13 protein-coding genes are annotated in these 12,261 nt (G+C 45.5%); 9 read left to right on the forward strand and 4 right to left on the reverse strand.

Annotated elements, in window-relative coordinates:
- The first annotated feature begins 15 nt into the window (after window positions 1-15).
- Complete coding sequence (locus CBX98_RS13165) at window positions 16-1,224, forward strand: FAD-dependent 2-octaprenylphenol hydroxylase (RefSeq protein WP_005393929.1); 1,209 nt, start codon at window positions 16-18, stop codon at window positions 1,222-1,224.
- 65 nt (window positions 1,225-1,289) lie between these two features.
- On the opposite strand, the gene CBX98_RS13170 is transcribed toward CBX98_RS13165, so the two are convergent.
- The 3 genes from CBX98_RS13170 to ygfZ all read right to left on the reverse strand — a co-directional run bounded on the left by CBX98_RS13170 (window position 1,290) and on the right by ygfZ (window position 3,571).
- On the reverse strand, window positions 1,290-1,496 hold the full coding sequence (locus CBX98_RS13170) for a DUF1107 domain-containing protein (RefSeq protein WP_005380970.1): 207 nt from the start codon (window positions 1,494-1,496) through the stop codon (window positions 1,290-1,292).
- 640 nt (window positions 1,497-2,136) lie between these two features.
- The gene (locus CBX98_RS13175; RefSeq protein ID WP_172605971.1) at window positions 2,137-2,610 is read right to left on the reverse strand and encodes a YbaK/EbsC family protein; all 474 of its coding nucleotides are present in this window, start codon (window positions 2,608-2,610) and stop codon (window positions 2,137-2,139) included.
- Window positions 2,603-3,571, reverse strand: coding sequence for a tRNA-modifying protein YgfZ (ygfZ, locus tag CBX98_RS13180; protein WP_109169436.1), 969 nt, complete (start codon window positions 3,569-3,571; stop codon window positions 2,603-2,605). Before ygfZ ends, CBX98_RS13175 begins: the two co-directional genes overlap by 8 nt.
- 189 nt (window positions 3,572-3,760) lie before the next feature.
- On the opposite strand from ygfZ, the gene CBX98_RS13185 reads away from it, so the two are divergent.
- Both CBX98_RS13185 and CBX98_RS26820 read left to right on the forward strand, forming a co-directional pair.
- Window positions 3,761-4,021 carry a succinate dehydrogenase assembly factor 2 gene (locus CBX98_RS13185; RefSeq protein WP_005393925.1) on the forward strand — a complete coding sequence of 87 codons (261 nt, stop codon included), beginning with the start codon at window positions 3,761-3,763 and terminating at the stop codon, window positions 4,019-4,021.
- The gene (locus tag CBX98_RS26820) at window positions 3,969-4,451 is read left to right on the forward strand and encodes a protein YgfX (RefSeq protein WP_308384594.1); all 483 of its coding nucleotides are present in this window, start codon (window positions 3,969-3,971) and stop codon (window positions 4,449-4,451) included. Before CBX98_RS13185 ends, CBX98_RS26820 begins: the two co-directional genes overlap by 53 nt.
- 22 nt (window positions 4,452-4,473) lie before the next feature.
- Here the strand turns inward: CBX98_RS26820 and nadB are convergent, their stop codons facing one another.
- Window positions 4,474-6,087, reverse strand: a complete 1,614-nt coding sequence (gene nadB, locus CBX98_RS13195) for an L-aspartate oxidase (RefSeq protein ID WP_041853018.1) — start codon at window positions 6,085-6,087, stop codon at window positions 4,474-4,476.
- Window positions 6,088-6,640: 553 nt separating this feature from the next.
- Here nadB and rpoE point away from each other — a divergent pair.
- From rpoE to lepB, 6 genes are all read left to right on the forward strand, one after another.
- Window positions 6,641-7,219, forward strand: a complete 579-nt coding sequence (gene rpoE / locus CBX98_RS13205; protein ID WP_005380946.1) for an RNA polymerase sigma factor RpoE — start codon at window positions 6,641-6,643, stop codon at window positions 7,217-7,219.
- A 26-nt stretch (window positions 7,220-7,245) separates the two neighbouring features.
- Entirely contained in the window at window positions 7,246-7,872 is a 627-nt protein-coding gene (locus CBX98_RS13210) for a sigma-E factor negative regulatory protein (protein ID WP_012841405.1), read from the forward strand.
- The gene (gene rseB, locus CBX98_RS13215; RefSeq protein ID WP_005393918.1) at window positions 7,869-8,834 is read left to right on the forward strand and encodes a sigma-E factor regulatory protein RseB; all 966 of its coding nucleotides are present in this window, start codon (window positions 7,869-7,871) and stop codon (window positions 8,832-8,834) included. The genes CBX98_RS13210 and rseB overlap by 4 nt, the downstream gene beginning before the upstream one ends.
- Complete coding sequence (locus CBX98_RS13220; RefSeq protein ID WP_005384575.1) at window positions 8,831-9,301, forward strand: SoxR reducing system RseC family protein; 471 nt, start codon at window positions 8,831-8,833, stop codon at window positions 9,299-9,301. Before rseB ends, CBX98_RS13220 begins: the two co-directional genes overlap by 4 nt.
- Window positions 9,302-9,460: 159 nt before the next feature.
- The gene (lepA, locus tag CBX98_RS13225) at window positions 9,461-11,254 is read left to right on the forward strand and encodes a translation elongation factor 4 (RefSeq protein WP_005393909.1); all 1,794 of its coding nucleotides are present in this window, start codon (window positions 9,461-9,463) and stop codon (window positions 11,252-11,254) included.
- 104 nt (window positions 11,255-11,358) lie between these two features.
- Complete coding sequence (gene lepB / locus CBX98_RS13230) at window positions 11,359-12,258, forward strand: signal peptidase I (protein WP_005380933.1); 900 nt, start codon at window positions 11,359-11,361, stop codon at window positions 12,256-12,258.
- Window positions 12,259-12,261 lie beyond the last annotated feature (3 nt).

The raw sequence follows: 12,261 nt of genomic DNA on the forward strand, positions 1-12,261 counted from the left end.
AGGTAATAAAAAGCAATGATGCAAAGTGTAGATATCGCCATCATCGGCGGAGGGATGGTTGGGTTGGCACTTGCTGCCGCGTTCAAGGACAGCGATCTGCGTGTCGCCGTAATAGAAGGCAAGGTGCCAGATGAGTCGTTGAAAGAGTTACCTGATGTGCGTGTGTCTGCGTTGAGCCGTTCTAGTGAGACGATCTTGCGTAAGCTTGGCGCTTGGCAGGGAATAGAGCAACGCCGAGCTTCACCATACTACGGAATGGAAGTGTGGGAGCAAGATAGCTTCGCTAGTATTGAGTTCAATGCACAAAGCATGGCACAACCTGATTTAGGGCATATTGTTGAGAATCGAGTGATTCAACTCGCACTGCTCGAACAAGTCCAAAAGCTCGATAACGTCACTATGTTTATGCCTGCACGTTGCGCGACCTTAGCGGTGGGCGAACAAGAAAGTTGGTTGACGCTCGACAATGGTCAAGCCATGACGGCTAAGTTAGTGGTCGGAGCCGATGGGGCAAACTCGTGGCTTCGTCATCAAATGGATATTCCGTTAACGCATTGGGATTATGGGCATCATGCTCTGGTCGCGAATGTTAAAACCGCTGCTCCGCACAATAGCATTGCACGACAGATTTTTACTCCTCAAGGGCCATTGGCGTTTTTGCCAATGTCGCAACCAGATATGTGCTCTATTGTTTGGTCCACTGAGCCAAATCGTGCAGAGCAGCTATTGGCAATGAGTGAGCATGATTTCAACAAAGCATTGACGAGCGAATTTGATACACGACTTGGTCTATGTGAAGTCGTGGGAGAGCGTGCCGCGTTTCCTCTGAAAATGCGTTATGCGCGAGATTTTGTTGTGGAGCGAGTCGCATTGGTTGGTGATGCAGCGCATACCATTCATCCTCTAGCGGGCCAGGGGGTAAATTTAGGTTTATTAGATGCAGCCAGCCTCGCTCAAGAGGTGTTAGCGCTATGGAAGCAAGGCCAAGATATTGGCAGCAAACGCAATCTAAGAGGTTATGAGCGTTGGCGCAAAGCGGAAGCAGCAAAGATGATCGCTGCAATGCAAGGATTCCGAGACCTGTTCTCTGGAGAGAATCCTGCTAAGAAGCTGGTTCGTGGCATTGGTTTGAGTTTAGCGGGTCAACTGCCGGGAGCGAAAGATGAGATCATGAAGCGTGCGCTTGGTCTAAAAGGTCATCTGCCGGATCTGGCACGTCAGTAGGTGTAAAGCGAACTTCAAATACACAAAAGGCTGGTTAATCCAGCCTTTGTTTTATCAACGTTTTGCTAAGCATATGCGCATCGGAGTTTCATTATTTCTTGGTTGATCTCTTTGACCGCTCGGAAATGGCGTTGCTCTGCTTTCTCCGGCAGTATTAACTTGCCGTTATCAAACTCGAATCTACCGACCCCGTAAATATAAATTCTTCCTTTAAAAAGACGACTTATATGTTTAGCAATCATACTTGGTGTATAGCGCTTAAACAGTCTCATATTTACTTTCCTTTTATCTAACCTAGCCTAGGTATTCTACGTTTTGGACGCGAAAATTATTGTGACAGCCATAGTATTAAATACAGATGTAGGGTGTTGCGTCAGAGATTTGTGTTGTCTTAGACAATTTGACAGTGTCATCTCTTAAATAGCGTGAGGATTACCCCAAAAAATCACCGTTCAAGGAACCCTTACGACAATACACTCCTTTTTACGTGACGCATTAAGCAATAGTTTTGTTACAGAATTAAGAATAGAACGAAAATGATTGTTTGCTAATTGTTTCTATTAAGGTGGTATCCAACAGAACAAACTTTACGTCCTAACGGTTAGAGAAAGAGGAAGAGAAAAAAGTTCCGTACAAAAAAAAGCCCGCTTCAGCGGGCGAATAGTCACAGATGCATTACACAAAAAGTGGACAGCTGACGGCATGAATACTGTCATTCAGTCAGCTGATTCACTTTATGCTGGTTAAGTGCTTGTTTGAAACTTAACCAACAAATTCAGCATATACGAGTTTTATCTTTGTGACTATTTATGTTTTATATGTGATTAAAAATTCTCTCGTCTATTTTTATAGATATGAGCGAGATCACGTGATGATAGAAACACTACGTGTTATTACATTATTTTTAGACGATTAACGACAGATCTCAGCTACGGTCGGCTGACACAATTGGATAAGATCTTGGATAGAAAGCGCCAGTCCAGCCATGCGATCGCCACTGCTGATCGTGACTTCCTGTTCTTCTAGTAAGCTAGGATCGAACACGATCGGAATGTGTCGTTTGAGTAATAGTGGAGTGACAGTACCAATTTTGTAACCCGTGATGGCCTCAACGTCGGCTTGATCAACGCAAGTCATCCGGCGGCATTGCAGTAACGAGCGCACTTTTTTGGGATCGACACTACGATCACCAGGAGCACAGGCGAGAGCATATTGATTATCCATGTCTCGTAGCAAGATCGCTTTTACCATTTGAGAAGGGCGAATGCCGCGTTGTTGCGCGGCATCCTCAATAGTGGTTGCTGGTCTTTGATGCGGTAACAGACGAAACGGAATGTGTTGGTCTGTGAGAAATTGCATCAAAGGAGTATTGATTGTATTACTCATCATCAAGGCTGTAAGGCAGTGATTCGATTGTCCATTCACATTCTGGTTGAGCAACCAAACGAAGACGAGTGTCTTCATCGAGATTATTGGGCAGTACGATCAGGCCAATCGCTTGATTGTCGCTGAACTGGTAGTGGTTTAATAAAGCACCCACTGAACGCCAGTTTTCACCCACGCTGCGTTCGAGCTCAATTGGCTCGTCACTAAATGGAGCAGAAGTTGCCCCTTTTACGATGTACATCGCACGTTTATTTGTACCGCGATACTTAGCTCGTGCTACCGTTTCTTGTCCTGTGTAGCAGCCCTTTGTGAAGCTAATGCCTCCTAAAGCTTGCACGTTGAGTGCTTGTGGAATGTGAGCATTCTGCGCGGATGCAGAGACAAATGGTAAACCAGCTTCAATGTCGAAACGATTCCAAAGCTCATTTGTCGTAAGGGCAGCATCTGTATTTTCAACGACTTGTTGCGCAGCTGACGCACTTAATATCAGTAGCCAGCGGCTTTGTGAAATTTGTACCGCGGTGCCGCCTTCAACAGGGCGAACGCTGCCAGTCGTTTTGCTCATTGAAGAAATAAGCTCGTCGGCTTTTACGCCGGCAACACCTAAGATAACTTCATCAGAAGCTTCAATCGTTACTTTAGAGAAAATGGCGTATTTTTTTATTTCGCTAAGTTCTACGTCAATCGCCGATTTTGGTTGGATCATGCCGTAGCCATCGTGGTGATGGAAAAGGCGGAACACACTCCACACTTTACCTTTCGCATCACAATGTGCGCCTAACGTTGATTGGTCTTGTTCTAAAGAAACGACATCGCAGGTAACCTGACCTTGTAAGTATGATTTTTTATCGTCACCGACCATGGTGATCATGCCGAAATTGTCCAGCAGCGAGATAGATAACTCTGGAAGTGCGTCTTGAGTTGAGAGAGGTAGTGCTGAAAAACGAGTTTGCCATTCCATAATTACAATGCCTTTTGAAGATATTTTTCCGCTATGTTATACCCAAATAACCTTGAGATACTAGGGGAGCGATTTACGAATCAACATTTGTCTGCTTTCACTATCGTATTGTGACCCGCACACTAGTGACGTAGCACATCCCTTGTTACACTCCGCACTAACAACAAGACATCTATGAAGGAATAGTGAATGTACACTCCGGAAGAAAAAGCGCGTATTAAATGGGCTTGTCGTCGAGGCATGCTTGAGCTTGACGTAGTAATTATGCCGTTTTTTGAAGAGTGCTTTGATACTCTGAGTGAACAAGAGCAGCGTGACTTTGTTTCTTTACTTGAATGCGATGATCCTGATCTGTTTACTTGGATAATGGGGCATGGCCGCAGCGAAAACTTAGGTCATGCTGCAATGGTTGATAAAATTGTCGCCCATAACCTCAGCAAAGTTCGTTAATTTTACCGCTTCTCCCTCTCTGACTGCCCGAGTTCTCAATGTAATACTTTTCTTACTGATGACTTGGGCCGTTACCCTCTCTAGCATCCCTCTCGTATTATCGATTTATTTGTTATTAATGATTGTTAAGGCACTACTGAGCCAAGGCTTTGTTAAACCGACAAGTCAGGGTTATTGGTATGTGCATTGCGATGGCTCGGTTAGGTTTGAGGCCCTTGAGTATAGTGAATGTTCGGCGGCTCTTGAGTCTGAAAAGGATCAGTTACAACGAGTCGATACATCGACATTGCCATTCAAGATAACATTTCGATTGCAGTCTGGCCGTAGCGTCACGATTTGGCGTGATAGCTGTGACGATCAGCATTACCGTCAATTATCTTTGGTATTACGCCAGTGGGAAATGAAACAGGGAGCCAATGCTCCCTGTTGATGTAATAGTTTATTTTGTCGAATTAAAGCTGTTTAGCTGGAACCAAAATCGTTGGTCCGCTGTTTTCCAGTTGGTTCGGATAATCAAGCGTGTAGTGCAAACCTCGACTCTCTTTACGCTGCATCGCACAACGAACCATCAGCTCTGCTACTTGTAAAAGGTTACGCAGTTCTAATAAGTTGTTCGAGACACGGAAATTGCTGTAGTACTCATGCGTTTCTTGTTGCAACAGTTGGATACGGCGCAAGGCGCGTTCTAAACGCTTGTCAGTTCGTACAATGCCCATGTAGTCCCACATAAACAGACGAAGCTCGTGCCAGTTGTGCTGAATGATCACTTCTTCATCACTGTTGGTCACTTTACTTTCATCCCAACATGGCACCTGTGAAGGAAGCTCCACGTTAGTGTGATGTTTTAGAATATCTTTCGCCGCAGACCAAGCATAAACCACGCATTCGAGAAGTGAATTTGATGCCATGCGGTTAGCCCCATGCAGCCCTGTATAGCTGACTTCGCCAATCGCATACAAGTTTTTAAGATCGGTGCAGCCATTTCTATCCACCATGACACCGCCACAAGTGTAGTGCGCAGCAGGTACGATTGGGATTGGCTCTTTGGTCATATCAATGCCCAAGTCCATCAAACGTGAGTAAATGGTTGGGAAGTGCTTAGTAATAAAGTCCGCAGGTTTGTGACTAATGTCGAGGTACATACAGTCGGCACCCAAACGCTTCATTTCGAAGTCGATAGCACGAGCCACGACGTCACGCGGAGCAAGCTCTTTACGCTCATCGAAATCTGGCATAAAGCGAGAACCATCTGGACGACGCAGGTAAGCACCTTCACCACGTAACGCTTCGGTCAACAAGAAGTTACGCGCCTCGGGGTGGTATAAACACGTCGGGTGGAACTGGTTAAACTCCATATTTGCCACACGACACCCTGCACGCCAAGCAATGGCAATACCATCACCAGACGAAACATCTGGGTTAGAGGTGTATTGATAAACTTTTGAAGCGCCACCTGTAGCGAGAACCACAAATTTGGCCCGCACGGTTTCGACATGCTCTTCGTTGCGGTTCCAAATATAAGCACCGATAACTTTGTTTTTATCACCGCCAATTTTGTCTTCGGTGATTAAGTCCAGCGCATTGTGACGTTCGAGAACATGAATATTTGGATGGTTGTGAGCGTTATCTTGCAGAGAGGTTTGCATCGCCATACCTGTTGCATCTGCCGCGTGAAGAATACGACGACGACTATGGCCACCTTCACGAGTTAAGTGGTAACGAGGCTCATCGTCAGAGTCATCCTCTTCACGATCAAATGGGACACCACCGTCGATCAACCACTGTACGCACTCTTTTGAATGTTCAGCAATGAACCTCACAGTATCTTCGTCACAAATACCATCGCCGGCGATTTGTGTATCTTCAACGTGTGACTCAATGGTGTCTGACTCATCAAATACAGCAGCAATACCACCCTGGGCATAATAGGTCGCCCCTTCGCTGCGTGGCCCTTTACTCAGCACCATCACTTTACAGTGGTTAGCAACGCGCAAAGCCAACGACAAACCAGCCGCGCCACTCCCTACCACTAACACATCACACTCATGTTCACGATTTGTGTTCATATAACTTTTATAATCCCAAGCTAAGGTAACAAAGTCACCTTGTGTATTATTTGCACACCATGTGCATTCCATTATCGCGACACCTGTCGCTAAGGGCTAAGTTGGGAGACCTATCGACATCCGTGTTACTGCGGTGACTGAGCCACTCTTCTTTTTCATGCAGAGCATGAGCATGCTTCCTAAGTTATATTTGTAACGCGGTGTTCAGATAGCCATTAGCCATGCAAATGAAAAGTAATAGTTTGTCAATGCCATTGCTTTTCCATGCTCGACCCAGCACAATCTGGGATAGAGATCATTCATTATACCCAATTCCCCTCAAGATGCTCGCTTGTCAAACTTAGACTAAAGTCAGGCAACGGTGGTCATTTGGGTATAGACATCACATTGTGAAAAAACAATGACAAAAAACTTGAGAAACCATGGAACTTTCTCATTCACGTTAGGGTCACAATAGTGCTCAAGTAAGCAGTGGTGTCAATACTACGTTTTGCATAATTAGTACCCATATCTGAGAAGAGTAGGGGCATAACAAATAGGAGTATCCGCTCGAATGAACGAGCAGCTGACCGATCAAGTATTGATTGAGCGAGTTCAGAATGGCGATAAGCAAGCATTCAACCTGCTGGTAACGAAGTACCAGAACAAGGTATGTAATCTTATTTCCAGATACGTTAGTAATCCTGGCGATGTACCAGATGTAGCACAAGAAGCGTTTATTAAAGCTTACCGAGCTATTCCCAGCTTTCGTGGGGAGAGTGCGTTTTATACGTGGCTGTATCGCATTGCAGTGAATACTGCGAAAAATCACATTGTTGCTCAAGGGCGTAGACCTCCAGCGACAGATGTCGATGCTGAAGATGCTGAATTTTACGAAACAGGTAGTGCACTTAAAGAAATATCGAACCCTGAGAACTTAACGTTGTCCAAAGAATTGCAACGGGTGGTGTTCAGTGCAATCGAAGCTTTACCTGAAGATTTAAAAACCGCAATGACATTACGAGAGCTCGATGGCTTGAGTTATGAAGAAATTGCAGAAGTGATGGATTGCCCGGTAGGAACGGTACGATCGCGTATCTTCCGTGCTCGTGAGGCGGTGGAAAAGAAAATCAGACCTCTTTTGCAACGCTAGTACAAGTAATAACTATGGTGAAAATAATGGCTGACAAAGAAAAACTTTCAGCTCTCATGGATGGAGAATTGGTCGATAAGGCTTTAATTCAAGAGTTAGAGCAAGACCAAGAGAGCCGTGATGCTTGGCAGAACTATCACCTGATAGGTGATGTGATGCGAGGCGAAGCGCCAGCAAAACCTGAGTGGAATATTGCTGAAAGCGTGGCGTTAGCGTTAGAAGATGAACCTGCACACCGTGCGTTTGATGCGCACAGTGCAAATGTTATCTCAATCGCTGATACGCCAAAAGAGTCGCAACCAGAACCGCAAAAAGCAAAACGTCAGTTGCCAGGTTGGTTGACACAGTTTGGTCAAGTTGCTGTTGCTGCATGTGTATCGCTTGTCGTTATTTTAGGTGTACAGCAGTACGGTGGTAGCGATTCAATGTCGCCGCAAACAGACCAATTACCTGTGTTGCAGACAGTTCCGTTTGCTGGCAGCGCAGAGCCTGTGAGTTTAACTCGTGAGTCTGTTGAGCGTTCTGTAGGTGAAGCAAATATGCAAGAGCAACGTAAGCGTGTTCATGCTATGCTGCGAGACTACGAATTGCAGTTACGAATTAACAGTGATGCATCTCAACAAGATGCAAATCTGAATCCGGATATTGAATGAAAAAATTTCTGATCAGCGCTTGCGCTCTGTTCAGTATGATGTCTTCTCAAGCCTTTGCTGGTGATAAGCCAGCGGAGGCTTTATTGCATCAAATGAGCGAGGCGAGTAAGAATTTAAGTTACGAACTCTCTTATATCCTTATCAAAAAGAACAGCATTGAGCCGTTGCTGTATCGTCATGCCACGCATGGTGACGATCAATATGCTCATCTTGTCTATTTAAGTGGCCCTGTACGTGAAGTGATTCGTCGCGGCACAGAAGTAAGCTATATCGAAACGGGTTTAGAACCATTCACCATCGAGTCAGGTAAAATGGTCGCTCCGACCATGCCTATGCTCAACACCAATATCGATGAGCTAAACTTGTATTACGACTATGTAAAAGTGGGTAGAGCTCGTGAAGCAGGTGTAGCAACACAAGTGCTGCGTGTCGTCCCTAAAGACGGTCTGCGCTATTCATACGTACTATGGATCGATGAAAAGAGTAAATTGCCGTTACGTGCCGACCTTGTGGACCGTGATGGTGAGATGCTTGAACAATATCGCACTATTTCTTACACAGTGAATCCAAAAATCGCAGAGTTAATGAGTGGCCTACAAGATGTTCAATTACCAGCTGTTCTCACCATGCCAAAAGGCGATATTGGAACCAGCAATTGGCAGGTAGGTTGGATCCCTGAAGGTTTCGAACCGAACGAGCTCAACCGCTATCGCATGGCTGTTACCAATCAAATGGTGGAGAGTCAGCTGTACTCTGACGGTCTATTTAGCTTCTCTGTTTACGTAGCAAACAAAGATGAGCACTCGTTAAAAGGTCAGTTGGTTCGCCAAGGCCGAAGAACGCTGCATAGTTTTGTGAGCGGTCAACATGAAATCTCCGTAGTTGGAGACATTCCGCCGACCACAGCACAGCGTATCGCTCAATCTGTCACATTTAATGTAACAAAGAGTAAACAACAATGATGACCGCGTTGGCTACTGTGACAGACGTACATCGTCGCGGTAAACAATACGAAATTGATTTAAGCTGCGAACAGCAGACCAGTTGCAGTAGTTGCTCTTCACAGAAAAGCTGTGGAACGGGCGTTGTGACTAAAGCCATTGGTAACAAGAGTTTATCTTGGCACCTGCGCACGGATAAATCAGTGAAGATAGGTCAAGTCGTCGAGATAGGCTTTCCTGAGTCGAGCCTGATAAAATCAGCAATGGCGGTTTATTTACTGCCGTTGTTTGGTTTGATTATCGGTGCGATGTTTGGTCACTTCCTATTAGCGCCGCTGACCGCGGGCGGGGAAGGTATCATCATATTGGCATCAGTATTATTTGCAGCTGGTGGAATGTGGATCGCAAAACGTGTTTCTCGTCCGTTAGAGGATGAATCTAAGCGCCAAGTTACCCTTGTTCGGGTACTTGGAGAGCCAATCCAGTAAGCGCCGTCCCCCCTCCACTAAAGGTTATTTGGGTATGTACTTTAAATTACGTGCGCCCGTTAACGAAATTCGGTAGAATCTGCCAACTTGATTGAAATGCCGTCAGTGGATGGCGTTTCTTACTGTCCCTATTTGTAAAGAGTTAGTCACCCTAAATCTATGAAGCACATTCGTAACTTTTCGATTATCGCCCACATCGACCATGGTAAGTCGACCCTATCAGACCGTCTAATCCAAGTTTGTGGCGGGTTAACCGATCGTGAAATGGCCGCACAGGTTCTGGATTCTATGGATCTTGAACGTGAGCGTGGTATCACCATTAAATCTCAGAGTGTGACGCTAAACTACACCGCTAAAGACGGTGAAACGTATCAGCTGAACTTCATCGATACTCCGGGGCACGTTGACTTTGCATATGAAGTATCACGTTCTCTAGCGGCTTGTGAAGGTGCGTTATTGGTTGTAGATGCGGGTCAAGGTGTTGAGGCTCAAACACTGGCTAACTGTTACACCGCGATTGAGATGGATCTAGAGGTTGTGCCAATCTTGAACAAGATTGACCTACCAGCAGCCGATCCTGAGCGCGTGGCAGAAGAAATTGAAGAAATCGTTGGTATCGATGCAATGGAAGCAACCCGCTGTTCTGCGAAGACAGGCATCGGTGTTGATGACGTTCTAGAGAACATCGTATCAGCGATTCCAGCACCGGAAGGTGACCCAGATGCGCCATTACAAGCGCTGATCATTGACTCATGGTTTGATAACTATCTTGGCGTTGTTTCTCTAGTACGTATTAAAAACGGCGAACTGAAGAAGAACGACAAGATCAAAGTGATGAGCACGGGTCAAGTTTGGGGTGTAGACCGTCTTGGTATTTTTACGCCAAAACAAGTAGATACCGATATCCTTCGTACTGGTGAAGTAGGTTGGGTGGTTTGTGGTATTAAAGACATCCTTGGTGCACCAGTTGGTGATACGCTGACTATGGCTAAGAATGGCTGTGAAAAACCGCTACCAGGCTTTAAGAAAGTAAAACCTCAGGTTTACGCAGGTCTGTTCCCGGTATCGTCTGACGATTACGAGAACTTCCGTGATGCGCTGGGCAAATTAAGCCTAAACGACGCATCGCTATTCTACGAGCCAGAAAACTCAGCGGCACTTGGCTTTGGTTTCCGTTGTGGTTTCCTTGGCATGCTGCACATGGAAATTATCCAAGAGCGTCTAGAGCGTGAATACGACTTAGATCTTATCACCACGGCACCAACGGTAGTTTACGAAGTTGAAAAGACCGATGGTGAACTGCTGTACGTTGATAGCCCTGCCAAACTACCAGCGATCAATGATATTGAAGAAATTCGTGAACCGATCGCTCGTTGTAATATCCTGGTACCTTCAGAGTACCTAGGTAACGTGATCACGCTGTGTGTTGAAAAGCGTGGTACTCAGGTCGATATGGTTTACCACGGTAACCAGGTTGCCGTGACTTACGATATTCCAATGGCAGAAGTGGTACTGGATTTCTTCGACCGTCTGAAATCGACATCTCGTGGTTATGCGTCTTTGGATTACAACTTCCAGCGTTTTGAAGCTTCGAATATGGTACGTGTAGACGTTCTTCTGAACGGTGACACCGTTGATGCATTGGCGATGATCACACACAAAGACCAGTCTCAGACTCGCGGTCGTCAGCTGGTAGAGAAGATGAAAGAATTTATCCCTCGCCAAATGTTTGATATCGCAATCCAAGCAGCGATTGGTAACCACATTATCGCACGTTCAACTGTAAAACAGCTGCGTAAGAACGTAATCGCGAAATGTTACGGCGGTGACGTAAGTCGTAAGAAGAAACTTCTGAAGAAACAGAAAGAAGGTAAGAAGCGCATGAAGCAGATCGGTAACGTTGAGCTGCCTCAAGAAGCGTTCCTAGCCATCCTTCACGTAGGTAAAGACTAAAGTTGAACTTTGTCTCACACTTGTCGGTCTTAAGACGTTAGATATTAAAATAAGTGAAAGGGTTTCGGCTCTTTCACTTTCGTATTTTTAGATAAGGGAATTTAATGGCGAATACATTCTCACTGATGCTGGTTATTGCGACTTTGGTAACTGGCGTGGTTTGGCTACTGGAAAAGCTGGTTTTCGCGAAAAAGCGTCAGGAAAAACTGGCTGAGATTCAAGCTCAGACGTCTAATGGTTTGGATGCAGTGACCTTGCAAAAAGTTGAGCGTCAGCCTTGGTGGGTTGAAAATAGCGTCTCAATTTTTCCTGTGATTGCTTTCGTTTTAGTATTACGTTCTTTTATCTACGAACCATTTCAAATCCCATCAGGCTCAATGATGCCGACTTTGTTGGTGGGTGACTTTATCTTGGTAGAAAAATACGCCTATGGCTTGAAAGATCCGGTATGGCGCACGCAGTTAGTTGAAACAGGTAAACCTGAGCGTGGTGATATCGTGGTATTCAAATACCCGCCACAACCAAGTGTGGATTACATTAAGCGTGTTGTTGGTTTGCCTGGTGATATCGTGCGTTATTCAAGTGATAAGCAGCTTTGCGTGCAAAGCCAAGGTGAATCGGCGTGTAAACCAGTTAAACTGAGCAATGTTGAAGAAAGTCAGTTTAGCTCGAACGGTATTCCAATGATCCAACTGGATGAAAAATTGGGTAACGTGGAGCACAATATTTTGGTTAACCCTCTTGTTCGTAACCGTGTGGAGCAATACTTCCCACGTAGCGGCACGACAGAGTGGGTTGTACCACAAGGTCAGTACTTTGTGATGGGTGATAACCGTGACAACAGTGCTGACAGCCGTTACTGGGGCTTCGTTCCTGAAGCAAACTTAGTCGGCAAAGCTGTCGCCATTTGGATCAGCTTCGAGTTTGATCGTGGCGCAGATAGCGTTCTACCTTCATGGATTCCAACTGGTGTGCGTTTTAACCGCATCGGTGGTATTCACTAACCT

The sequence above is a fragment of the Vibrio sp. T9 genome (genome assembly GCF_003123985.1).
Taxonomy (GTDB): domain Bacteria; phylum Pseudomonadota; class Gammaproteobacteria; order Enterobacterales; family Vibrionaceae; genus Vibrio; species Vibrio diabolicus.